At 57.1% G+C, this 25,411-nt stretch carries 17 protein-coding genes; 16 read left to right on the top strand and 1 reads right to left on the bottom strand.

What is annotated here, in order from left to right:
- Nucleotides 1–9: 9 nt before the first annotated feature.
- The 10 genes from MKZ79_RS02195 (at nt 10) to MKZ79_RS02240 (ending at nt 13,428) form a co-directional block, all read left to right on the top strand.
- On the top strand, nt 10–3,648 hold the full coding sequence (locus tag MKZ79_RS02195) for a glycosyltransferase (protein WP_336139813.1): 3,639 nt from the start codon (nt 10–12) through the stop codon (nt 3,646–3,648).
- A complete protein-coding gene (locus MKZ79_RS02200) occupies nt 3,614–4,540 on the top strand; it encodes a glycosyltransferase family 2 protein (protein WP_336139815.1) in 927 nt (308 codons plus the stop codon). Before MKZ79_RS02195 ends, MKZ79_RS02200 begins: the two co-directional genes overlap by 35 nt.
- 188 nt (nt 4,541–4,728) lie before the next feature.
- Nucleotides 4,729–5,697, top strand: coding sequence for an HNH endonuclease signature motif containing protein (locus tag MKZ79_RS02205; RefSeq protein ID WP_336139817.1), 969 nt, complete (start codon nt 4,729–4,731; stop codon nt 5,695–5,697).
- A gap of 143 nt (nt 5,698–5,840) precedes the next feature.
- The gene (locus MKZ79_RS02210; RefSeq protein WP_125290922.1) at nt 5,841–6,563 is read left to right on the top strand and encodes an RNA polymerase sigma factor FliA; all 723 of its coding nucleotides are present in this window, start codon (nt 5,841–5,843) and stop codon (nt 6,561–6,563) included.
- Between the two features lie 42 nt (nt 6,564–6,605).
- On the top strand, nt 6,606–7,109 hold the full coding sequence (gene fliZ / locus MKZ79_RS02215) for a flagella biosynthesis regulatory protein FliZ (RefSeq protein ID WP_336139819.1): 504 nt from the start codon (nt 6,606–6,608) through the stop codon (nt 7,107–7,109).
- A 737-nt stretch (nt 7,110–7,846) separates the two neighbouring features.
- Nucleotides 7,847–8,833 (top strand): D-cysteine desulfhydrase, encoded by a 987-nt coding sequence (locus MKZ79_RS02220; protein ID WP_336139821.1) that lies wholly within the window; start codon nt 7,847–7,849, stop codon nt 8,831–8,833.
- A gap of 57 nt (nt 8,834–8,890) precedes the next feature.
- Nucleotides 8,891–9,691 (top strand): cystine ABC transporter substrate-binding protein, encoded by an 801-nt coding sequence (tcyJ, locus tag MKZ79_RS02225; protein ID WP_336139823.1) that lies wholly within the window; start codon nt 8,891–8,893, stop codon nt 9,689–9,691.
- Nucleotides 9,691–10,359, top strand: a complete 669-nt coding sequence (gene tcyL, locus MKZ79_RS02230; protein WP_336139824.1) for a cystine ABC transporter permease — start codon at nt 9,691–9,693, stop codon at nt 10,357–10,359. The genes tcyJ and tcyL overlap by 1 nt, the downstream gene beginning before the upstream one ends.
- Nucleotides 10,356–11,108 carry an L-cystine ABC transporter ATP-binding protein TcyN gene (gene tcyN / locus MKZ79_RS02235; protein ID WP_336139825.1) on the top strand — a complete coding sequence of 251 codons (753 nt, stop codon included), beginning with the start codon at nt 10,356–10,358 and terminating at the stop codon, nt 11,106–11,108. Before tcyL ends, tcyN begins: the two co-directional genes overlap by 4 nt.
- A 1,246-nt stretch (nt 11,109–12,354) precedes the next feature.
- Complete coding sequence (locus MKZ79_RS02240; RefSeq protein WP_336139827.1) at nt 12,355–13,428, top strand: acyltransferase family protein; 1,074 nt, start codon at nt 12,355–12,357, stop codon at nt 13,426–13,428.
- Nucleotides 13,429–13,480: 52 nt separating this feature from the next.
- Here the strand turns inward: MKZ79_RS02240 and putA are convergent, their stop codons facing one another.
- Nucleotides 13,481–17,434 carry a trifunctional transcriptional regulator/proline dehydrogenase/L-glutamate gamma-semialdehyde dehydrogenase gene (gene putA / locus MKZ79_RS02245; RefSeq protein WP_336139831.1) on the bottom strand — a complete coding sequence of 1,318 codons (3,954 nt, stop codon included), beginning with the start codon at nt 17,432–17,434 and terminating at the stop codon, nt 13,481–13,483.
- Nucleotides 17,435–17,866: 432 nt separating this feature from the next.
- Between putA and putP the strand changes: the two genes are divergently transcribed.
- The 6 genes from putP to MKZ79_RS02275 all read left to right on the top strand — a co-directional run bounded on the left by putP (nt 17,867) and on the right by MKZ79_RS02275 (nt 24,816).
- A complete protein-coding gene (putP, locus tag MKZ79_RS02250) occupies nt 17,867–19,351 on the top strand; it encodes a sodium/proline symporter PutP (protein ID WP_336139833.1) in 1,485 nt (494 codons plus the stop codon).
- Between the two features lie 287 nt (nt 19,352–19,638).
- Entirely contained in the window at nt 19,639–20,466 is an 828-nt protein-coding gene (gene efeU / locus MKZ79_RS02255; protein ID WP_336139835.1) for an iron uptake transporter permease EfeU, read from the top strand.
- 27 nt (nt 20,467–20,493) lie between these two features.
- The gene (efeO, locus tag MKZ79_RS02260) at nt 20,494–21,615 is read left to right on the top strand and encodes an iron uptake system protein EfeO (RefSeq protein WP_336139837.1); all 1,122 of its coding nucleotides are present in this window, start codon (nt 20,494–20,496) and stop codon (nt 21,613–21,615) included.
- Nucleotides 21,616–22,899: an iron uptake transporter deferrochelatase/peroxidase subunit gene (efeB, locus tag MKZ79_RS02265; RefSeq protein ID WP_336139839.1), complete on the top strand. Its 1,284-nt coding sequence runs from the start codon at nt 21,616–21,618 to the stop codon at nt 22,897–22,899.
- Nucleotides 22,900–23,445: 546 nt separating this feature from the next.
- Nucleotides 23,446–24,234, top strand: a complete 789-nt coding sequence (phoH, locus tag MKZ79_RS02270) for a phosphate starvation-inducible protein PhoH (RefSeq protein WP_336139841.1) — start codon at nt 23,446–23,448, stop codon at nt 24,232–24,234.
- A 324-nt stretch (nt 24,235–24,558) separates the two neighbouring features.
- Nucleotides 24,559–24,816, top strand: a complete 258-nt coding sequence (locus MKZ79_RS02275) for a hypothetical protein (RefSeq protein WP_336139842.1) — start codon at nt 24,559–24,561, stop codon at nt 24,814–24,816.
- Nucleotides 24,817–25,411: the final 595 nt, after the last annotated feature.

Below are 25,411 nucleotides of genomic sequence, written 5' to 3' on the forward strand. Positions count from 1 at the left end.
AGAAAATGTATGAATCGTCTTTTAATTACTATTGATCAACTTAACCGGTTAACCGATACAGAAACGACTCTGATGGATGTGGTCGATCATTTCCACACGCAGGGCTGGCAGATCGACCTGGTCACGCGGCTGGTGGAAGGCGCCTGTTTACGCCGGCTGAAGACGCTGCAGCAGAGCGGCAGAGTGCAGTGCTTTATGGAAGATGAGCATCCGCTGGCGGCGCACTACGATTTAATCTGGATTTGCCAGGGTTACATGAGTCTGAAAATGATCTCGGCCCTGCAGAAAGGCGAAATATCTGGCGTTTGCGTTTTTCAGCACTACTACGCCTACGCGGATCAGGATCTGCCCTACGGCGCTCCGCTGGAAAACAAACTGGCGGCTTACAGCCTGGCCGTTTCCGCTATCTCCTATGCGAAGCTCGCGCTGAAAGGCATTGACCAGCGTAAACTCCATATATTTCCTCTTTCCGTCAGCGACGATTTCGCGCAGGTCGCGCCGCAGGCTATGCCGCAGCTGGCACGCATCCTGCTGATTTCCGCCGAGCAAAACGAAGCGGTCACGGCGCTCAGCGCGCTGCTGGCAGAAAAGGGCGTCAAGCTCGATCATATCAGCTCGCGGCGTCGCGACGTTGAACTGACGCCGGCTTTCCTCAGCCGTTATCAGCTGGTGATGGGCCAGTCGCGTCCGGTGGTGCAGGCGCTGGCCGCCGGCGTTCCCGCTTACCTTACCGATACGGTTTCCGGCGCGGGCTATGTCAACGGCGAGACGCTGGAAGCGGCGCTCGACTCGCATTTTCTGGCCGACTTTGGCAGTGCGCCTCATCAAAGCCCGGAAGAGTGGGTAAAAGAGATCATCGAACCCTATGCCGACGCCTGGCAGTGGACGCAGAGCTTCCGCGCGGACGCTTTCCAGCAGTGGTCGCTCAGCGGCCAGATCGCTGCGCTGCTGGCCCGTTTGCCGCAGGCGGCCAAACTGCAGATTAACGAAGCCGAAGCCGCCAGCCTGACGCTGCACCGCAAGGTTATCGCCGACGACGCGGAAAAATCCCGCGTGCTGGAAAACTGGCTGAAGACGCGCCAGCCTTCCGACGCGCGCGTCAGCGTGCTGCTCTCCTTTATTAATCAGATGCCGGAAACCAGCAACATCGGCGTGGCAATCCTGGATACGCACGGCGACGCGGCTGCGGTAGAAAAAACCCGCGCTTCGCTGGCGGAGCAGTATCTGCAGCCCGCGCTAACGGAAACCCTCGGCGACAGCCAGCAGCTGGCCCGGCTGTTCAGCGAGACGCAGGCCGACTCGCTGCTGCTGGTAACGGCAGGCTGCGAGCTGGTGCCCTGGGCGCTGCTGGTCTTTGCCGAACATCGCCTGCGCCAGCCCGATGCGGCGCTCTGGTACTGCGACAGCATCAACGGCGACAACCTGCTGGCTGCGGAAAGCCTGTTTAAACCCGATCTCAATATCGACCTGCTGCGCAGCCAGCCCTATATCGGCGAGCAGATGCTGATTAACGTGGCGGCTGCACGGGAAGCAGGCGGATTCAATGCCGACTTTACAAGGCTGGGCGGCATCGATCTGGCGTGGAAATTTATCGAATCTCGCGGGGCTCACGCTATCGGCCATATCGCCGATGCGCTGATGCTGGTGCCGGAAATGGCGGAGAGCTGGCTACAGCAGCCAGAGATTATCGCCGAAAGCGTGGCCTCAACCGCTGCGCATCTGGCTCGTTGTCAACTGCCTGCCGTGGTGGAGCCTGGCCTGCTGCCCGGACTGCATCGTGTGCGCTTTACCCATCAGCAGCAGCCGCTGGTTTCCATTATTATTCCGACCCGCGACCGCCTGCCGCTGCTGCGCCGCTGTATCGAAAGCCTGATGGAAAAAACGCAGTGGCCGCGCTACGAGCTGCTGATCGTGGACAACAACTCGCAGGATGATGACGCTCGCGACTATCTGGCGCAGCTGGAGGCGCTGGGTATCGATCAGCTGCGGGTGCTGCGCTGGCCGCAGGCGTTCAGCTTCTCCGCCATTAATAACTTCGCTGCTGAGCAGGCGCGCGGCGATCTGCTGCTGTTTCTCAACAACGATATCGAAATCGTCGAGGGCGACTGGCTCTCCGCGATGGTCGAGCACGCCACGCGTCCTGAAGTGGGCATTGTGGGCGCGCGTCTGGAATATCACGACGGGCGCGTACAGCATGCCGGTATCGTGGCGGGCGTGGGTCTGGGCGTATCGCCGGTTTACGACGGCGTTAGCGTGGATAACACGGGCTACATGCAGCAGCTGAAGTCGATCTTTAACGTCACCGCCGTCAGCGCGGCCTGCATGATGGTGCCGAAAGAGGTCTTCAGCGAGCTGGGCGGCTTCAGCGTGGAGGAATTTCCGGTTTATCTGGGCGACGTCGATTTTGCGCTCAAAGCGCGCGCCAGCGGTTATCTGACCGTCTGGACGCCTTACGCGCGTCTGCTGCATATGGGCGGCGCGACCCGCGTGCTGGGCGAAGAAGTCGGCATCGCTTCCCACGTTGGCCCGGAGGTTTTCGATACGCTGCGCGAAAAATGGCGCGGCCAGCTCAGCGTGGATATCAGCTATAACCGTCAATTGACCAAAGTTGGCGGCAACTTCCAGCTGGGCACGCGCCAGTCACGCTACCAGCAGCCGCTGCCGGGACGGCCGCTGCCGGTTATGATGGCCTGTCATAAAAATCTGACCGGCTGCGGCAACTACCGCGTGATCAAACCATTCCGCGCGCTGGAGGGCAACCTGATTCTGGAAGGCGGTTTGACTCACGGCCTGCCGGCGGTGATGGAAGTAGCGGAAATCCAGCCCGATACGCTGCTGCTGGAGCTGGTGACTGACGTTTCTATCCCCGAGCGCGTGAAGCAGTATCGGCAGGTCAGCAACACCAAAATCATCATGGAATATGATGACTACATTCCCAATCTGCCGCTGAAAAGCGTGTTCCGCAGCAAGCTGCCGAAGGATATCGTGCGCCAGCTGCGCCGCTCGGTAGAGCAGGCGGACTGGCTGGTGGTCTCCACCGCGCCGCTGGCCGAAGCCTATGCGCCTTATCATCACGATATTCGCGTGGCGCAGAACCGGCTGGACGATCAGTGGGCCTCGCTGAACAGCCTGCGTCGCCAGGGCAAAAAACCGCGCGTCGGCTGGGCGGGCGGCAGTAGCCATACCGGCGACCTTGAGATCCTGCTGCCCTTTATGAAAGAGCTGGAAAACGAGGTCGAGTGGGTATTCATGGGCATGAAACCGCAGAACGTGAAGTGCGAATTCCACTATGGCGTGCCGTTTGAGTTCTATCCCGAAAAGCTGGCGACGCTAAACCTGGATCTGGCGCTGGTGCCGCTGGAGATGAACTTCTTTAACGAGTGTAAAAGCAACCTGCGTCTGCTGGAGCTGGGCGCCTGTGGCGTACCGGTGATCTGCACCGATATCGAACCTTATCGCTGCGATCTGCCGGTAACCCGCGTGACCAACCGCTATAAAGACTGGATGAGCGCCATTCGCGACCATCTGGCCGATATGGACGCGCTGGCGGCCCGGGGCGACGCGCTGCGTGACGGCGTGTTCCGCAACTGGATGCTGCGCGACGAAGGCCTGCTTGACTGGCAGGAAGCCTGGCTGCCGCGCGGCTGATTTTCCACGGCAACCCCAGCGGCTGACGGAGCAAAAGCGCTTCGTCAGCCTGTTTAATGGCAAAGAGCAGCGTAGGTGCAATATGATCAACGGGAAAAGAACAGGCGTAGGCATTGTGACCTACAACCGTAAAGCCGGTTTGATGAAGCTTTATCACTCCCTGCCGCGCGATATTATCGACGCGCTAATCGTGGTTAACGACGGCGCTTATTATCCCGAGCTGGGCGAGCTTGAGTGCCATCTTCACCATAATGAGGTGAATCAGGGAGTAGGGCGCAGTAAAAATATCGCGCTGCGCTATCTGCAGTCACAAGACGTCGATCATTTTTTTCTGATTGAAGACGATATCTTTGTGAAAGATCCCTCTGTGTTCGCGCGCTATATCGAACTGTCGATGCGTACCGGCATTCAGCACTTCAATTTCAGCCAGCACGGCGATAAAAATATGCTTCCCGACGGCACGCCAAATCCCTGTTTCACCATGGACTATGGCGACTTCACCATGCCGCTGTTTCCGGCCTGCGTCGGCGCGTTTTGCTACTACTCGAAAAAGTGCCTGGATAAGGTCGGGCTGATGGATGAGGTTTACTACAACGCCGCAGAGCATCTTGACCACACCTACGCCGTGATTAAGGCGGGTTTTCATCCTTCCTACCACTATTTTCCGGATATCGAAAACGCAGGCTCTTATCTGGGCGATGAGGGCTGGAGCCCACAGCAGTCGACTATTTCCGGCAAGCTCTCTTCGCGCGCCATCGGCCTGGTCGCCGTGACGCATTTTCAGGAAAAACATGGCTGTCCGCCGACCAAGCTGCCGCGAATCGGCACGGACGCGCTGAAAAAAGAGCTGCTGACGTTAAGGAAGCGTGCGGGTAGTCGGGCGCTCGCCTGAGTGACCCACGAAAACAGTATAAAGGCCTCCAATAGCGAGGCCTTATTTTTTCAGGCAGCTTAAACCTGCTCGCGTCCGGGCCGCTGACGACGACTTATGACCTTTCTTTCCGCCACGCTGGAGTTTTGACCCGCCAGGCCGATACTCTTTTTTTATACCTGGCTTTTATCTTTTTTGCGGAGTGTGACATGCGCTTCAATTACGACCTGCTGCCTGGCGATCTGTTGCCGTTCGATGAGATAGCCGAACGCTACAGCCAGAAATATCCTGAGGATAAATCCCTAACGCCTCATGGTTTACTCAGTCCTTCCACCTCCAGCAAGAGCTGGATAATCCGGGCGATATTCGCCAGCCGGGATATCCACGGCGCGCTGGAGGATGTGCTTTTTATTTCCAACGATAACGAACGCAAAAACTACCTGCAGCGGTTTGAACACTATCTGCAGCGGCAGGAGAGCTTTCTCTATTTTCGTCGTCCACCCGCGCCGGCGCCGTGGAACGTCTGGAAAGTGATGGGCGAAAGCAAAGTGGTGGCGATGCTCGACCCGGCCTCTATTATGGCGCAAAGCCTGATGGCGCAGCGCGGCTTCACCCTCAGCCTGCTGCGCACCGATGAGGAGGAAGAGTACTGGCAGCTTTATGACGCTCAGTCGCGTCCCTGTTTCGAGTATGCCCGCCAGCTTCAGTTTCTGGTGGTGCTCAGCTCGCCGCTGCTGCCGCCAACCGCAGGCGTGATGCCGGGCACTCAGGTAGGCCGCCGCGTCAAGGCGCGCCTCTGGCAGCGTATCAGCCAGCAGTCATTTATCTCGGCGGTGCGTGAACGCTACGGCGCCTGCGTCATTACCGGCACGAAAGTGCATGAACACGCCACCCATCCCTGGGTGGAAGCCTGCCATATCGTGACGGAAGAGAACGAAAACGGCGTGCTCAAAGACAACAGCGTGGACAACGGCCTGTTTCTGCGCAGCGACCTGCAGCGGCTGTTTGCCAGCCATTTGCTGCTGATCGACGGCGCGACCGGCAGAGTCGCTTTCCGCCACAGCCTGCCGATGGATGAAGAGTTAAGCACCGCTTATCAGGAACTGGCCGGCAAGACCTGTGCGCTATGGGAGCAGGTGCCTGTGGCGACACGCCAGAGACTGCTAAGGTTGCGTTAGCTTTCTGTAAAAAGCGGCGTCCAATGCCGCTTTTTTCCACAAAAATGAAATAACCCGTCTTTTTTACCGCTATTCCGCCAATCAATCCGTACTACAGAAACAGATAATCATGCCGATAACTTAACTAACGCAGGATAGTCATAGTGAACGATCTATATACCGTCGGTGGCGTGATGGATAAAAACTCGCTGTGGCAGCGCTATGTGCCGCTGGTGCGTCATGAGGCGCTGCGCCTACAGGTCAGGCTGCCCGCCAGCGTCGAGCTGGACGATCTCTTGCAGGCGGGCGGCATTGGGCTGCTGAACGCCGTCGAGCGTTACGATGCGCTGCAGGGTACGGCTTTCACCACTTACGCCGTACAGCGTATTCGCGGCGCCATGCTGGACGAGCTGCGCAGCCGCGACTGGGCGCCCCGCAGCGTGCGCCGCAATGCGCGAGAAGTGGCCAGCGCCATGCATCGCGTTGAACAGAGTTTGGGACGGCCGGCCAGCGAGCAGGAAGTGGCGGCGCAGCTGGACGTCTCTTTAGAGGAGTACCGGCAGATCCTGCTGGATACCAATAACAGCCAGCTGTTCTCTTACGACGAATACCGTGAGGAACATGGCGACAGCGCGGAGCTGGTGACGGAAGGCCATGAAGAGGCTAACCCGCTGCACCAGTTGATGGAAGGGAATCTGCGCGAACGCGTCATTGAAGCAATCGAGGCGCTGCCCGAACGCGAAAAAATGGTGCTGACGCTTTATTACCAGGAAGAGCTGAATCTGAAAGAGATTGGCGCAGTGCTGGAGGTCGGGGAATCCCGGGTCAGCCAGCTGCACAGTCAGGCGATCAAACGCCTGCGCGCCCGGTTAACGGGAGCGCGCTGACGGAGTCAGTTTTGCACTCTCAACACCAACCGGGGACTCCAAATGGGATCCAAAACTAAAATGAGGCCGCTGAGCCGCTATCTGAAAGATTTTAAGCACAGCCAGAGTAACTGTTCACACTGCGGTAAAGTTCTCGACCGTATGGCGTTGGTTTTCCGCGGGCAGATCATCAATAAAGAGGCGATTGCCCGCATGGACCAGCCGATTGACGACCAGGTCTGGTCAAAGCTCCAGCTTGAGCTGACCGCCCTGTGCCGTTTTTGCAGCGATATTTACTGCAATACCAATCCTACCTATTTCGACATCATGGCTTTCAAACAGTATCTGTTTGAGCAGACCGAGATGAGCCACAGCACGATCCGCGAATACGTTGTTCGCCTGCGTCGTCTTGACGGTATGCTGTCAGCGCGTAATTTCCCGGCGGAAAGATTGGCCGGTAATAGCTGGCATGCGTGCCTGGAAAACGATCTTCCCGATGCGGGCAATAATAATTACCGTATCGCGCTACGTAAATATGACCAGTTCCTGGGCTGGCAGCGCAGTTAATCTGGTAAGGATATTAACGTATTCTGTTAGTTATTTCAGAGAAAAGGTAAGGATGGCTTATTTCCTGGTGATAAGGACGGGTTAATTAATCTGTTACAATTCAACGCGCCTGAAAAACAAATGCCTGTGGCTGATGACGTTCTCATCGTATTCGACCGTGGACGACAGGGCAGCGTAATGTCGCTGCCCTGAGTATTTCTCCGTAATGTACACATACTCCGCCGTGCCTGATGACATCCGGTGCGGGCTGCCGGGCTGCCAGCAATCTCTCCCTTAACGCTCGCCGGGCCGTGCAGGCCAACCAATATTAAACAGCGCGAATGTTATATTCCCTCTCACTATTGAAAATTCCGTTTAATAATTGATTTCTTATTCAACCAAAGCAAAACATAAAGCGAAATGGGAATAGTGCTGGCCAATGGTTAATAGCTTGTGGAACGGTCCCGGCCTGAATCCGTTGCCCGAACAGGCTGTCGACGCCGACGCGACGGCAGAGAGGGCTGAATAAAGAGTGCCGCTTCGCCGCCGAGCCACTTTTCGCCGGATTCCGCCGGGTAAAAAGGCGAACGCCAGCGCTTTGCGATCCCGGATATCTTATACTGGAGAAGCCCGCCCGAAAGCGGGCTTTTTCAATGTGGCCAATGCACGGACGTTGGCTGAGTCATACCCTTATTCTTCAATGGTTTTTACTTTTGTTGAGGCATTACGGGTAACTTTTTGCTGTTGTGGAGGCTACGTTGTCCTTACATCTTTTATCATCTTTCCCGCGTCTGGAACTGCTTGGCGCGCCGACGCCGCTTGAGCATCTGCCACGGCTTTCCGACTATCTGGGCCGCGATATCTTTATCAAACGCGACGATTTTACGCCGGTGGCATTGGGCGGCAATAAGCTGCGCAAGCTGGAGTTTCTGGCGGCGGACGCGCTGCGCGAAGGCGCGGATGTGCTGCTGACCGCGGGTGCCATTCAGTCCAACCACGTGCGCCAGACCGCCGCCGTCGCCGCAAAGCTGGGCCTGAAGTGCGTGGCGCTGCTGGAGAATCCCACCGGTACCGCCGCGCCGAACTACCTTGCCAACGGCAATCGCCTGCTGCTGGATCTGATGGAGACGGAAGTAGTGATGGTTGATGCCCTGCACGATCCCGCTGCGCAGCTGGCCGAACAGGCCACGCGTCTGGAAGCGCAGGGTTTTCGTCCCTATGTGGTGCCGGTCGGCGGATCTAACGCGTTGGGCGCGCTGGGATACGTAGAATGTGCTCAGGAAATTGCTCATCAAAGCGAAGGCGTGGTAGATTTCGCCGCTGTCGTGGTCGCTTCCGGCAGCGCGGGAACCCATGCTGGCCTGGCCGTAGGCCTGGAGCAGCTGCTGCCGGAAACCGAGCTTGTCGGCGTAACGGTATCGCGCAAAGTTGCCGAACAGCAGCCGAAAGTAGCCGCTATCCGTCAGGAGCTGGCCTCGCTGCTTGAGCTGAAAGCCGCGGCGCCCATCACGCTGTGGGACGACTACTTCGCGCCGGGATACGGTACGCCGAGCGAAGAAGGCGTGGAGGCGATCAAACTGCTGGCGAGGCTGGAGGGGATCTTCCTGGACCCGGTCTATACTGGCAAAGCGATGGCCGGGCTGATTGACGGCATCGCGCAGCAGCGTTATCGCCGCGAAGGGCCGATTCTGTTCGTCCATACGGGCGGCTCGCCCGCGCTGTTCGCTTATCAACCTCTGAGCTGACTGCGCTCGCGGGCGCTGACCACAAACCACTAATCCGCATCTCAACATGGAGTGCTTATGAATTTTTCTCTGGTTCGTCGCCAACTGGTGATGGGAATGATGTCGCTGGCGCTGGTGGCTGGCGCAACGACCAACGCTTTCGCCGCAGAAAACCTGCTGAACAAGGTCAAAGAGCGCGGCACGCTGCTGGTTGGCCTGGAAGGCACCTATCCGCCGTTCAGTTTTCAGGACGAGAACGGCAAGCTCGCCGGTTTTGAGGTGGATTTCGCCAACGCGCTGGCGCAGCACCTGGGCGTCAAGGCCAGCCTGAAACCGACCAAATGGGACGGAATGCTGGCCTCGCTGGATTCAAAACGCATCGACGTGGTGATCAACCAGGTGACCATCTCCGACGAGCGCAAAAAGAAATATGACTTCTCCACGCCGTACACCGTCTCCGGCATTCAGGCGCTGACCAAAGCCGATAAGGCGGACAGCATCACTAAGCCAGCCGATCTCAGCGGCAAAAAAGTGGGCCTTGGTCTGGGCACCAACTATGAGCAGTGGCTGCGTGAAAACGTCAAGGGCGTGGATATCCGCACCTATGACGACGACCCAACCAAATATCAGGATCTGCGCGTAGGCCGTATCGACGCCATTCTGGTTGACCGTCTGGCCGCGCTGGATCTGGTGAAGAAAACCGGTAAAACGCTGGCGGTAGCCGGCCCGGCGTTTTCGCGTCAGGAATCGGGCGTGGCGCTGCGTAAAGGCAACCCGGACATGCTGGCGGCGGTCGATAAAGCCATCGCCGAGATGCAGAAAGATGGCTCGCTGGCGAAAATTTCCGACAAGTGGTTTGGCGTGGACGTAACTAAATAATGCAGGAAAGCCTACAACTGGTGCTGGACTCAGCACCTTTTTTACTGAAAGGCGCCATCTTCACGCTGCAGCTCAGCATCGGCGGCATGTTTTTCGGCCTGCTGCTGGGCTTTGTGCTGGCGATGATGCGTCTTTCCCACTTCTGGCCGATAGCCTGGCTGTCGCGTTTCTACGTGTCGATTTTTCGCGGCACGCCGCTGATCGCGCAGCTGTTTATGATCTACTACGGTCTGCCGCAGTTCGGCATCGAGCTGGATCCTATTCCGTCGGCGATGATTGGTCTGTCGCTGAATACTGCGGCCTACGCCTCAGAATCGCTGCGCGGCGCCATTGCCGCCATCGAGCGCGGTCAGTGGGAAGCGGCGGCCAGTATCGGCATGACGCGCTGGCAGACGCTGCGGCGCGTGGTTCTGCCGCAGGCCGCCCGCACGGCGCTGCCGCCGTTGGGCAACAGCTTTATCAGCCTGGTCAAGGATACCTCGCTGGCCGCCACCATTCAGGTGCCGGAGCTGTTCCGTCAGGCGCAGCTGATTACCTCGCGCACGCTGGAAGTTTTCACCATGTATCTGGCGGCTTCGCTGATTTACTGGGTGATGGCGACCCTACTTTCCATCCTGCAGAGCAAGCTGGAAGATCACGTTAACCGCCAGGATCGGGAGGCAAAATGAGCGCCATAGAAGTCAGCAGGCTGGTCAAGAAATTCAATGGCCAGACGGTGCTGCACGATATCGATCTGGAAGTCGCCTCCGGCGAAGTGGTGGCGATTATCGGGCCAAGCGGCTCGGGCAAAACCACGCTGCTGCGCAGCATCAATCTGCTGGAGACGCCGGACAGCGGCACGATAAAAGTCGGCGATATTCGTATCGACGCGGCCACAGGCATGAACCGGCAGAAAGAGCAGGTGCGGCGTTTGCGTCAGCAGGTCGGCTTTGTCTTTCAAAACTTCAACCTGTTTCCGCATCGGTCGGTGCTGGAAAACATCATTGAAGGGCCGGTGATCGTCAAGGGCGAGCCTAAGGCGGAAGCTGTCGCCCGCGCCCGGCAGCTGCTGGAGAAGGTCGGGCTGGCGGGCAGGGAAGAGAGCTATCCGCGTCGCCTGTCGGGCGGCCAGCAGCAGCGTGTGGCCATTGCGCGCGCGCTGGCGATGCGCCCTGAGGTGATCCTGTTTGACGAACCAACCTCCGCGCTCGATCCGGAGCTGGTGGGTGAAGTGCTGAACACTATCCGCGCGCTGGCGGAGGAAAAACGTACTATGGTGATCGTTACGCACGAGATGAGCTTCGCGCGCGACGTCGCCGACCGCGCGATCTTTATGGATCAGGGTCGGATCGTGGAGCAGGGCAGCGCGAAGGCGCTGTTCGCCAATCCGCAGCAGCCGCGCACCCGTCAGTTTCTGGATAAATTCCTCAACGCCTGAATCCAGTCTGCGCCTATGGCGCAGACAGTTACTCCTTCCTGCCGTTTGGAAAACAGCGGGGTCAGCGACCGTTCCAGTACGGCATCCTGCAAAGCCCGGTGCCGCGACTGCAGCTGCTGCTACAGGCCAGGCCTCTGCTTTAATCCCGTCGGCGCTTTTCCTGGCCGTGGCGTTATAGCAGGATGAGTCCCCTGATTAGCGTTAGCGGCAGGCTGAGGCCAAAACCCTAATGCTGATAGCCAAAATCAGCCCGTTATCCAGAATGATAGCTGTAGCTGGTAAGCGCACAGGCTTCAGCGATTTGCGCTGCGGATTGTTCATTACTCTCCGTCAATATCAATCCTGGCCATAATTAAGCGCCTTCTCTTTTTTAAAGATAGCTTAATAATCTTTTCTTATATCATTCAATGGAATTGACCTGGCGGAATCGGGAAATTTAATTTTTTTAAGAGAATGGCTGGTCTTGACGGCTGATGTTTCAATTTAATTGCAGAACTCGTGCGGATAAGAGTTAAATATATACCTATGGAAAGGAGAGCCAGAAAAGCACGGCCCGCTGCCGGATGTCTTTATATGTGCGGTGTTTTTCCAGATGATCCCAGCGATTTTTTAACAGAAAAAGTTCTGCGGCTTTTGTTTTGACAGTGAGCGAACGGCCATTTATGTTTTATAAACATAACTTTACATAGCCAGCGCAAGCAGTTATTGACGGGAAGTAAATATTTAAGAAAAACCTTAGCTCGCCGATCTTCCTTAAGGCAAATAAACAGGCTATTCTTTTTTGAGGCATAAATGTCAGGCCAGGGTTTTGGGCTGCAACCCTTCTTGCCACGTCACCACTAATGAGGGCTTTAAGCCAAATAGTCGGGAAAATCCACGCCTTAATCGGCGTTTTTAAAATAAATTCTTGATTATTGTCTGGCCTATAACCTGAAAAATAAAAGGGTTATTAGCTTGTCGGAAAAATAGTTTTTCTGCCCGATTAATCCTTATCGGTCAAATCCGTGCTTATGTAAAAATGTAAAAAGACGCTGTTCAACTTTGTTGATCCATGTTTGTCTGTCTGCTTTTTCAGGCCACACGGGAATAGCAGATGAAAGGGGAAGCAGATAGTGGCGGGAATAAAATTACCAGCAGGACTGTGCATGTTTTTTAACAGTAATAAAGCGCCAGTAATTGATAAAGTCCTGACGCCGGAAATTATCGCTATCTCACTCTGCAAGCCAATGAAAGTCGGAGTAATATAATGAATACTACTCATCAGAAAGAGATCGCCTGGATAAACAGCCTGAAAGGCGTCTGTATTTTGCTGGTCGTCTTATATCATGTGGTCTTGCCAGGCTATGCAGAAACCCTGAGTCAGCTGGCCGCCGGTTTTCTGCCTGGCAAACTCTGGCTGGCTTTTAATAACACGCTCTCTCCGCTGCGTATGCCCGCCTTTTTCTTTGTCTCCGGGCTGCTGGCGACCAACGGCATTATTCATCGCCCCTGGAAACAGGTGTTTACCAGCCGCGTGACCAATCTCTTTTATCTCTACTTTCTCTGGGGCGTCATCCAGTGGCTGATGATCCGCGGCGTCTCTAATGAAGTGATGGGCGAGCAGCTTTCCAGAAACATCAATGCGGCCTGGGCGGCGACGCCGCTGGAGTCGGTGAAGCTGATGCTGCTGGCGATGAGCTCTTCCTGGTATCTCTACGCGCTCGGGCTGTTTTTTGTTTTTGCCAAACTCTTTCGCCACCAGCGCTTCGCCATGATGACGATAGCTATCCTGCTGAACTATGCGGCCGTGACCAAAATTATTCCCGGCTGGGGCCCGGAAAGCGTCGCGCAATATCTGATCTTCTTCCTGCTGGGTACCTTTTACAGCGGCACGATGCTGCGCTGGAGCGAATGGCGCCGCAGCAACTTATTACCCTGGGCGGCGCTGGCGGCACTGGCCTTGATCCACGCTAAGCTGGGCCTTTCCCATAGCCTTTTCCTGTGCGCTATCGCTATCCTGATTTCGGTGGCCGCCTGTCGCGTACTGAACCGCTGGTTTACGTTGGACTGGCTGAACTGGCTGGGCCGCAATACGCTGCAAATCTACGTGCTGCACCGTATTTTTATCGAGTTTTTCGGCATGTGGGCGATTCTGTTCGCCGAGCGTCATCATCTTTTCGCCAGCAAGGCTTTCTCCATGCTGTGGGCGACAGGTTTTCCAGTCGCGATGGTGGTGCTGTGCGCAGGCTGTTCGGTAGGCGTCTGGTCGCTGTTGAACCGAGGGATCGGCAAAAACCTGTTTATCTATCCGCGCCTGCTGCGTGCGCGGGCGGATATCTGAAGCCAATAAAAAAGGGGCGAATCGCTTCGCCCCTGGTGTTTGACCCGTCGCCTTAGCCGATAGTCATCAGGCTGGCGTTGCCGCCCGCAGCGGCGGTATTGACGCTCAGCGAACGTTCAATCAGCAGACGCTCCAGCAGCAGATTGGTTTCGCCGCGGGCAAAGCCCTGCACGGAAACAATCGCGCCTTCACGCGCCGCGACGGTTTCGCAAACCGCTCTGAGCTGATCGGCGTCGCCGTGGTAGATCACCGCTTCAAACTCATTGTGCTGCGCCAGCGGATCGGCGGCGAAGTCGATGCGGCTCTGCACGGCGGCAGGCAGTTTCTTCGCCAGCGCGCGATGCAGCTCATCATCCTGCCACAGCGCACGGCTGCCTACAGCGGTGACCGCCGCCAGCTGCACCAGCGCATCCGCTTCGTTATCCGCCAGGCAAACCACCCGTTCGCGCGGCAGCAGGGTGAAGGTGTTGCGCTCGCCCGTCGGGCCCGGCAGCAGACGAACGGTGCCGCTCTGACCCAGCTCGGCAAACTGTTTGCAAATCGTCGCCAGCTCCGGCTTATCCTTCGCCCACTCCGTTAGCGCCTGATGCGTGGTCAGCAGCACCGGCCGCAGCGCCGCATCGACCGGCCGCTCGGCGTCCTGGCGATCCAGCGTGCGCTTCAGCGCGCTTTCCGGACGGTTAGCAAGCAGACGATAGAGATAGAGCGGGCCGCCCGCTTTCGGGCCGGTACCGGAAAGGCCTTTGCCGCCGAACGGCTGCACGCCTACCACCGCGCCAACCATATTGCGGTTGACGTACAGGTTGCCGACTTTAGCGCGGCTGGTGACCTGATTGATGGTTTCATCAATACGGGTATGCACGCCCAGCGTCAGACCGTAACCGGAAGCGTTGATCTGCTCCAGAATGTGCGGCAGCGTGCTGCGGTTGTAGCGCACTACGTGCAGCACCGGGCCAAAGATCTCTTTATCCAGATCGGCGACATTTTCCAGCTCAATCAGCGTCGGCGGCACAAAGGTGCCGGTCTGCCACTCTTTGCTGTCCTGCTGGTCGTTAAACGCCGCCTGCCAGACTTTCATGCCCTTGCTGCGCATCGCCTGAATATGGCGTTCGATATTCTCTTTCGCTTCGCTGTCAATCACCGGCCCGATATCGGTGGAGAGACGCTCCGGGTTGCCCATGCGGCATTCGGCCATCGCGCCGCGCAGCATCTGCAGCGTATGGTCGGCGACATCCTCCTGAATGCAGAGCAGACGCAGCGCGGAACAGCGCTGGCCGGCGCTGTCGAAGGCGGAAGCCACGATATCCACCACGACCTGCTCCGTCAGCGCCGAAGAGTCGACGATCATGGTGTTCATGCCGCCGGTTTCGGCGATTAGCGGCGTTGGTCTGCCCTGGGGATCCAGACGACCCGCCAGGTTGCGCTGCAGCAGCGTCGCTACGGCGGTTGAGCCGGTAAACATCACGCCGCGCACGCGTTCGTCGCCGGTTAGCTGTGCGCCCACGGTTTCGCCCAGGCCCGGCAGCAGCTGCAGCGCGCCGACCGGCACGCCCGCTTCATGCAGGATTGCGACTGCCGCAGCGGCCACCAGCGGCGTCTGCTCGGCTGGCTTGGCCAGTACGCTGTTGCCTGCGGCCAACGCCGCAGCGATCTGGCCGGTAAAGATCGCCAGCGGGAAGTTCCACGGGCTGATGCAGACCACCGGCCCCAGCGGACGGTGCGTCTCGTTATCGAAATCGTCGCGCACCTGGCCGGCGTAGTAGTGCAGGAAGTCTACCGCCTCGCGCACTTCGGCGATGGCGTTACTGAAAGTTTTACCGGCTTCGCGCACCAGGATACCGAGCAGGCGCTGCAGCTGGCCTTCCATCAGCTCGGCGGCGCGGGTCAGGATCTCCGCGCGGGCGGCTGGCGGCGTGGAGAACCAAATAGGGCCGGCACTGGTGGCGGCATCCAGCGCAGCAGAGACTTCCTCTTCGGTAGCGTGGCGCACATAGCCGACGATATCGCCCGGCTCGGCCGGATTGAGCACCGGCAGCTGTTCGCCGGACGCTGCCGTTTCGCCGTCAATCACCGGCGCGGCATGCCAGGGCTGGATGGCGCTGTTGAGCAGGGCGCTGGAGAGCGACGCCAGGCGATGTTCATTCGCCAGATCCAGGCCGGCGGAGTTCTGACGCTTGTCGCCATAGAGATCGCGAGGCAGCGGGATTTTCGGATGCGGCAGGCCGACGGCGCCTTCCTGACGCGCCAGCTTTTCAATCTCTTCGATCGGATCGGCCACCAGATCTTCAATCTGCAGCGTATTGTCGGCGATGCGGTTCACGAAAGAGGTATTGGCGCCGTTTTCCAGCAGGCGGCGTACCAGATAAGCCAGCAGGGTTTCATGCGTGCCGACCGGCGCATAGATGCGGCAAGGGCGGTTCAGCTTGCCGTCGGCCACTTTGCCGACCACCTGCTCATACAGCGGTTCACCCATGCCGTGCAGGCACTGGAACTCATACTGGCCTGGATAGTAGTTGTTGCCCGCCATCTGATAGATCACCGCCAGCGTGTGCGCGTTGTGGGTGGCGAACTGCGGATAGATCAGGTTAGGCACCGCCAGCAGCTTGCGGGCGCAGGCCAGGTAGGAGACGTCGGTATAAACCTTGCGGGTAAATACCGGATAACCTTCCAGACCGTCCATCTGCGCGCGTTTGATCTCGCTGTCCCAGTAGGCGCCCTTCACCAGACGGATCATCAGGCGACGGCGGCTGCGCTGGGCCATATCGATCAGCGCGTCGATCACAAACGGGCAGCGTTTCTGATAGGCCTGAATCACAAAGCCGATGCCGTTCCAGCCTTCCAGCTCCGGCTCAAAGCAGAGTTTTTCCAGCAGATCCAGCGACAGCTCCAGACGGTCGGCTTCTTCTGCATCGATATTAATGCCGATATCGTAAGAGCGCGCCAGCAGCGTCAACGACTTAAGGATCGGATAGAGCTCGTTCATCACGCGCTCGTACTGCGCGCGGCTGTAGCGCGGATGCAGTGCGGAAAGCTTGATAGAGATGCCTGGCCCTTCATAAATACCACGGCCGTTGGAAGCTTTGCCGATAGCGTGGATCGCCTGCTGATAGGAAACCAGGTAAGCCGCCGCGTCTTTCGCCGTCAGCGCCGCTTCGCCCAGCATATCGTAAGAGTAGCGGAAGCCTTTCTCCTCCAGCTTGCGGGCGTTGGCCAGCGCTTCCGAAATGGTTTCGCCGGTCACGAACTGCTCGCCCATCAGGCGCATCGCCATATCCACGCCTTTGCGGATCAGCGGCTCGCCGCTTTTACCGATAATGCGGTTCAGGGAGCGTGACAGGTTCGCTTCGTTATGCGTGGCGACCAGACGACCGGTAAACAGCAAACCCCAGGTAGCCGCGTTAACAAACAGGGAAGGGCTGCGGCCCAGGTGCGACTGCCAGTTGCCATTGCTGATCTTGTCACGGATCAGCGCGTCGCGGGTTGGCTTGTCGGGAATACGCAGCAGCGCTTCGGCCAGGCACATCAGCGCTACGCCTTCCTGAGAGGAGAGTGAGAACTCCTGAAGCAGCGATTGCACCATACCGGCGCGTCCGCCTGCACCTTTTTGGTGCCGCAGCGTGGAGGCGAGCTGGTGGGCAAGCCGCTGGGTCTGCTGACCGAGCGCGGCAGGCAAACGAGCCTGCTCCACTAAAACCGGCACCGCTTCCGTTTCCGGGCGACGCCAGGCGGCAGTGATTGCAGAGCGGGTTACCGATTGCGGCAGAATATGTTCGGCAAACTCCAGGAAAGGCTGATGCTGCTCGTCGACCGGCGCCTCGTCGCTCTCCTGCGCGGCTGCCTGCAAAGGGAATTCCGGCAGGGCGTCGCCTCTCTCCAGCTGTTCCAGATAGTTAAAAATAGCCTGTTTAATCAGCCAGTGCGGGGTGCGGTCAATCTGGCCCGCGGCCTGTCTGATGCGCTCGCGCGTGGCCTCGTCCAGCTTAACGCCCATAGTGGTTGTGCCCATGCCTTCAAACTCCTTGCAAATAGTCAAAACAGATCTGGCAAGCAATATCACTTAAGTTGCAACTTTGTGCAACCTTGTTAAATGTGACCCTGATTCCAGAGTACGAAAACGCGCTTTTACAAAAGCGGCACGGATATTGCTGCAAGAATTCGGCCAGATTTACGAATCGCGGTAAAACCTGGTTTTAAAGGGGTTTTACGGCAGGTGTAACCAGTGAGACTGTGATCCAGTGCAACCTGTCGAATCAACACGGAAGATGGAAGGTGAATTTTATGTAACGAGTGTGTTAAACCGTTAGCAGGTGTTGTACGGGCTGGCGGATTACGGCAGGATACACCCGGCTGAAACCCGGCGAAATAGCGTCGTCAGGTTGCAGCTGGGGCGGGATTGCCCGAGCGGTTGCGCATTAACAATAATAAGTGGAGAACCTGAATGACAGTAAGTACACCGATGATGGTGACCTTTTGCGTCTACATTCTTGGCATGGTGTTTATCGGCTTTATGGCCTGGCGCTCAACCAAAAATTTCGACGACTATATTCTCGGGGGACGCAGTCTGGGCAGCGTAGTCACCGCGCTTTCTGCGGGCGCCTCTGATATGAGCGGCTGGCTGCTGATGGGCCTGCCTGGTGCGATTTTCCTTTCCGGCATCTCAGAAAGCTGGATCGCTATCGGCCTGACGCTGGGCGCTTATCTGAACTGGAAAATTGTCGCCGGACGCCTGCGCGTGCAGACAGAGCATCATGATAACGCCCTGACGCTGCCTGACTATTTCAGCAGCCGCTTTGAGGATAAAAGCAAAATCCTGCGCGTCATTTCTGCGGTGGTGATTCTGGTCTTCTTCACTATTTATTGCGCTTCCGGCATCGTCGCCGGCGCTCGCCTGTTTGAAAGCACTTTCGGCATGAGCTACGAAACGGCCTTATGGGCCGGCGCGGCGGCGACCATTCTTTATACCTTCGTCGGCGGTTTCCTGGCGGTGAGCTGGACAGATACCGTACAGGCCGGACTGATGTTCTTCGCCCTGATCCTGACGCCGGTGATGGTTATTTTCGCGGTCGGCGGATTAAGCGATTCGCTGCAGGTGATTCAGGCTAAAAGTATCGAAAATATCGATATGCTGAAGAACCTCAATTTTGTCGCGGTGATTTCTCTGCTGGGCTGGGGCCTGGGCTACTTCGGCCAGCCGCATATCCTGGCGCGTTTTATGGCGGCGGATTCTCATCACTCTATTCGCAACGCGCGCCGTATCGGCATGACATGGATGATCCTCTGCCTGGGCGGCGCGGTCGCCGTTGGCTTCTTCGGTATTGCTTACTTCCAGAACAACCCTGCGCAGGCTGCGGGCGTCACCGACAACAGCGAGCGTATTTTTATCGAGCTGGCTCGTATTCTGTTCAATCCGTGGATCGCCGGTATCCTGCTTTCCGCTATTCTGGCGGCGGTGATGTCGACGCTGAGCTGTCAGCTGCTGGTCTGCTCCAGCGCGCTGACGGAAGATCTCTACAAGAACTTTCTGCGTAAAGGCGCCAGCCAGCGCGAGCTGGTTTGGGTCGGGCGCCTGATGGTGCTGCTGGTGGCAGTAATCGCTATCGCGCTGGCTTCCAATCCTGATAACCGCGTGCTTGGCCTTGTAAGCTACGCCTGGGCAGGTTTCGGCGCGGCGTTTGGCCCGGTGGTGATCTTCTCGCTGCTCTGGAAGCGCATGACGCGCAACGGCGCGCTGGCCGGTATTATTGTCGGCGCGGCTACCGTACTGATCTGGAAACAGTACGGCTGGCTGGATCTTTACGAGATTATTCCGGGCTTCCTGTTCGCCAGCTTCGCTATCGTGCTGTTCAGCCTGCTCGGCAGCAAGCCTTCCGTCGCGGCGGTGAAGCGCTTTGAAGCGGCGGAAACGGAGTTCCATTCGCGTTAACTTTTGAAGTTCGCGGTAAAGGCTCGCTTCGGCGGGCCTTTTTTATAAGGAAAACAAGGCAGGCGGCATCGGGATTCACTGACTTTTTGGCTCCGGCTAAGGGGTTATGACCCCATCATCATCGCCTGAAGCTGCGCCTTAATGCGCGGCCGCGCGTTGGCTAGTTACGCGGAGTGAAAATAACTGCCCCGGCCCTTGTATTTCTTCCAGCGATAATGATAATCGGTATCGTTTAAATTTACCTTTCTTTACCCGCGTGAGAACGCATTTTACGCCCGAAGGTGCTTATGTTTGTGCCGTTCCTGATTATGTTACGTGAAGGGCTGGAAGCCGCGCTGATCGTCAGCCTGATTGCCAGCTATCTGCAGCGCACCCAGCGCACCGAATGGTTCGGCGCCATGTGGCTGGGCGTATTCGTCGCCGCCACGCTCTGCCTGGTGCTGGGCTATGCCATTAATGAAACCACCGGCGAGTTTCCGCAAAGGGAACAGGAGCTGTTCGAAGGCATGGTAGCGGTTGTCGCCGTCTGCATTCTGACCTGGATGGTGTTCTGGATGCGCAAAGTCTCACGCAATATCAAAGCGCAGCTGGAAGGCGCGGTAGATAACGCCCTGCAGCGCGGCAAGGGCGGCGGCTGGGCGCTGATCCTGATGGTCTTTCTGGCCGTGGCGCGGGAAGGGCTGGAATCCGTTTTCTTTCTGCTGGCCGCGTTTCAGCAGGATGTCGGTATCGCGCCGCCGATCGGCGCTATCCTGGGCCTTGCCGTCGCTATCGTCATGGGCATGCTGATCTACTGGGGCGGCGTGCGGCTGAATATGGCGGTGTTCTTCAGATGGACCAGCCTGTTTATCCTGCTGGTCGCGGCGGGACTGGCGGCGAGCGCCATCCGTGCTTTTCACGAGGCTGGCCTGTGGAACGCTTTCCAGGGGAGGGCTTTCGATCTCAGTGAAATCCTCTCGACCGGTACGCTGACGGGCACGCTGCTGGAAGGCCTTTTCGGCTATCAGGAAGCGCCCAGCGTCAGCGAGGTCGTGGTCTGGCTTTGCTATCTCATTCCTGCGCTGCTGCTGTTTTTCCTGCCGGGACGTCCTCCGGCCAGAACCGTCACGCGCTAATCTGTCTGCCTATTTAAAGGATTTATTATGATACGTCGTTTTACAACTTCGGCGCTGGCGGCAGCGATGCTAAGCGCGCTGGCCGCTTCGTCAGCGGCGCAGGCCGCCGGGATTCCCCAGGTAAAGATCGTCGTCAACGACAAACAGTGCGAGCCGATGAATGTTACCGTCAAAGCCGGTAAAACGCAGTTTTTGATCCAGAACCACAGTCAGAAAGGGCTGGAGTGGGAGATCCTGAAAGGGGTCATGGTGGTGGAAGAGCGCGAGAATATCGCGCCGGGCTTTACGCAGAAGCTTACCGCCAACCTTGAAGCGGGCGAGTATGAGATGACCTGCGGCCTGCTCAGCAATCCCAAAGGTAAACTGATCGTGCAGGGCGCGCAGGATGCGGCGGCGCAGCCGATGCTGATGCAGCTGACCGGCCCGATAACGGACTATAAAGCCTGGGTAATGCAGGAAACGGCGGCGCTGGTCGCCGGCACCCAGGCCTTTACCGAGGCGGTGAAAGCGGGCGACAGCGCCAAAGCCAAAGCGCTCTACGCGCCGACTCGCGCCCACTATGAGCGTATCGAACCCATCGCCGAGCTCTTTTCCGACCTGGATGGCAGCATCGACGCCCGCGAAGACGATTACGAGAAAAAAGCGGCCGATCCTGCCTTCACCGGTTTCCATCGCCTGGAGAAAGCGCTGTGGGCCGACGGCTCGACCAAAGGCGTGGAGCACTATGCGGATAAGCTATATGCCGATGTGCAGGAGCTGCAAAAACGCGTTGGCGAGCTGGCTTTCCCGCCGGGCAAAGTCGTCGGCGGCGCGGCAGGTCTGATTGAAGAGATCGCCGCCAGCAAGCTTTCCGGCGAAGAGGAGCGCTATAGCCGTACCGACCTGTGGGATTTCCAGGCCAATCTCGACGGCGCGCAGAAAATCGTGACGCTGCTTCGTCCACAGCTGCAAAAGGCGGATCCGGCGCTGCTGGCGAAGATCGACGGCAACTTCAAAAAAGTGGACGCTATTCTGACAAAATATCGCAGCGGCGACGACTTCGAAGCTTACGACAAGCTGTCCGGTGCGGATCGCACCGCGCTGAAGGGCCCGATTACGGCGCTGGCGGAAGATCTCGCTTTGCTGCGTGGAACGCTGGGACTGGATTAAATGAGCAAACAACTCAGGGATGAAACGGCGCAGCCTTCGCGCCGTCGGCTGTTAAAAGGATTAGGCGTACTGGGCGGCGCGCTCGCGGTGACCGGCGGCTGTCCGGCGCATGGCGCTGCGGAGAGAGCCTTTTCGCCCGGCGCGCTGTCGCCTGACGCCCGTAAGCAAACGCAGCCATTTTACGGCGCGCATCAGGCGGGCATCGTCACGCCGCAGCAGGCCGCGATGATGCTGGTCGCGTTTGACGTGCTGGCGACGGATAAAGAAGATCTTAAAAGGCTCTTTCGACTGCTGACCGACCGTATCGCTTTTCTGACCAAAGGCGGCGAAGCGCCGCAGGTCGCCAATCCGCGCCTGCCGCCGATGGATTCGGGCATTCTGGGCAGCCATATCTCTCCGGATAACCTTACCGTTACGGTATCGGTCGGCGATGCGCTGTTTGACGATCGCTTTGGCCTACAGGCGCAGAAGCCGCGCAGGCTGCAACCTATGTCGCGCTTTCCCAATGACGCGCTGGATGCCAGCCTGTGCCACGGCGATCTGCTGCTGCAAATCTGCGCTAACACCCATGATACGGTGATCCACGCGCTGCGCGATATCATCAAGCACACGCCGGATCTGCTGAGCGTACGCTGGCGTCGCGAAGGTTTTATTTCCGACCACGCGGCGCGCAGCCAGGGCAAAGAGACGCCGATTAATTTGCTGGGCTTTAAAGACGGTACGGCTAATCCCAATACGGCTGACGCCGCGCTAATGGATAACATCCTTTGGGTGACGGCAGAACAGGATGAGCCGGCCTGGGCGACCGGCGGCAGCTATCAGGCGGTGCGCATCATCTCGTTTCACGTTGAGTTTTGGGACAGAACGCCGCTGCGCGAGCAGGAAAACATCTTCGGCCGCGTCAAGCAGAGCGGCGCGCCGCTGGGGATGCGCAACGAGCATGACGAACCCGACTACGCCAGCGATCCCGACGGACTGGTCACGCCGCTGGACGCCCATATTCGCCTCGCTAATCCGCGCACGCCGGAGACGCGAGAGAACCTGATGCTGCGTCGCGGCTACAGCTACTCGCTCGGGGTCTCTAACGCCGGTCAGCTGGAAATGGGGCTGCTGTTCGTCTGCTATCAGCACGATCTGCAGAAAGGCTTTCTCACCGTGCAAAAAAGGCTCAACGGCGAGGCGCTGGAGGAATATATCAAACCCGTCGGCGGCGGATATTTCTTTGTGCTGCCCGGCGTCGTTGACGACAAACATTATCTGGGGCAGGCTTTACTTCAGGCCTGAGCCGTTCTTCAGCCTTCCGCCGCGCCTCGTGCGGAAGGCTGTTTTTTAAGCAGCGCGTCGCCTGGTGTCGCACAAACAATTTGTGTTAATTTGTTCAGCATAAAATAAATTCCTATCTGCTTGATCCTTAAAGAAACCTAATTAAACCGCCGCGTACGCGTCCCTTTATTCCGCGCTTTTCGCTCCTCACAACGTAAAATTAATGTTGCATTATTCCAGGAATATGTTGAAATTTAATTATCAGGCGTCAGTTGTTTCCAGTGTGCAGCACGGAGATCGCGAATGGACAAGTCCTTTTACGGACACAAGCGTCAGACTAATAGCGTGATAGCTTCCCAGCGCGAGGGCATCTTTGCCCCGGTGACTTTCTCCTCTCTCTTCTTTTGGTCAGTTCTGCAACGTTCTCCGGTACCCGGTATTGCCCTACGTGTACCATTTCAACGGCCCGTCAAGGCTTACAAGGAAGCCAGCAAAACCTCTAAAGCGTTCACGTAATCGCACCGCTGTTTTGGGTGCGGGAAATGAAACCAACTGTAAGGTGCCACTATGGGAAGACAGAAAGCAGTGATCAAAGCTCGTCGTGAAGCCAAACGTGTGCTTCGTAGCGATTCACGCAGTCACCGTCAGCGTGAAGAAGAATCGGTCACCTCGCTGGTGCAGATGGGTGGGCTGGACGCTATCGGCATGGCGCGCGATACGCGCGATCATTCACCGATTGCCGCCCGTAATGAAGCTCAGGCGCACTATCTTAAAGCCATAGAGAGTAAGCAGCTGATTTTCGCTACCGGCGAAGCAGGTTGCGGTAAAACCTGGATTAGCGCCGCGAAGGCGGCTGAGGCCCTGATAAACAAGGATGTCGACAGGATTATCGTTACGCGGCCGGTGCTGCAGGCGGATGAAGACCTGGGCTTTCTGCCCGGCAATGTCTCAGAGAAGTTCGCCCCTTATTTCCGACCCGTCTATGACGTTCTGGTTAAACGTCTTGGCTCTTCCTTTATGCAATACTGTTTGCGTCCCGAAATCGGTAAGGTGGAGATCGCGCCTTTCGCCTATATGCGTGGACGTACCTTTGAAAATGCCGTGGTGATCCTTGATGAGGCGCAAAACGTCACTGCCGCCCAGATGAAAATGTTTCTGACCCGCCTCGGGGAAAATGTCACCGTGATTGTTAATGGCGATATTACCCAGTGCGACCTGCCGTCACACGTTCAGTCCGGCCTCAGCGACGCGCTGACGCGTTTTAAAGAGGACGAGATGACAGGCGTAGTGCGTTTTGGTAAAGAAGACTGCGTGCGTTCGCAGCTTTGCCAGCACACGCTGATGGCATACGGCTAAACCACAGCCCGGAAAATGACTGCCGACTTTATTGCCACGTCAGACGCAAAGTCGCTTCATTATCCGGGCTATTTAACGGGCAGCGGGTTGACAGCGTTTTTAAATTTTGTACAGCCGGCGATCGCGAAATATCCTGATTAAACATAACCTCTCTATTCTTTATTGACGTCCATTTATTTTTCAGAGCAATATTTCAGTTTTTGACTAAAGATGCCCGCGCGTGAATATTTCCATGTCTTTTAATTTCATTGTGATCTATATTCCTCTGGTGCCTGATTACGGCACGACTATATCGGAAGAATTAACACTGAAAGGAAACAAACAATGCGTGAATTAAATCATAACGAAGTTAATGCTATTAACGGAGCGGGATCGTGGAGCCACTTTACTGCAGGCGTTTCAAAGGCTTTGAGTTCAGTCTCCACTGCGCTGGAGAGCACTACCACTGAAATCTCCACCTCTTCTAATCCTGGCCTGGTTTTCAAGGCGTTTGGCCTGAGTATTGCGCAGGCGCACCTGACTTTCCTGTCTGGCCTGAGCGGTACTGCTGGCAAAAATACCACAGATAGCGCCGCAAATTAAAGCGAAACGATCCTGTTTATTTCATACTATTCGCGTAAGCGACAGGATGGGTTATTAATCCGTCTGAAATAAAAAGGCTCTGTTATTGAATGTTTTGCTTATTAACAAAGAGCCAGGTTCTTTATTGCGGCTCTTTGTTTTTAAGACGTCTTTTCTGGCGACCGACAGCAGCAGGTAAATTAAAATCCGCGAGCGAATCGGCTGCCTTTTTATTGCCCGGCACAACCGAGAAGCAGGCTACCTTATCCCGAACTTCCTGCCCGTCCGGGCTGGCGCACCGGCCCGCGCGGCGCCACACCCGTTGGTAAAGCACACAGCTAAGGCAGGCTGCCTCTGCCACACAGATCGGGTAGACGGATGAGGCGAAGCCGGCAAACAGCCGACGCCGGAAACCGAGGCCGGAGAAAAACAAGACAGAGCAATATTTTGCGCGTCTGTTTCAGCTGATCTTAATAAATCATAGGTAAATTTTAAGTAGTTCTACTAAGCCTAATAACCCCTCCCGCCAGTTAACCTTTTGTAAAGTAAACTACTTTATTCTTTTTCCGCGTTACCTCTCCTGTGCGCCTTTTATTTTTACAATAATTCATTCATT

It is taken from the genome of Erwinia sp. CGal63 (genome assembly GCF_037026505.1).
GTDB lineage: Bacteria > Pseudomonadota > Gammaproteobacteria > Enterobacterales > Enterobacteriaceae > Erwinia.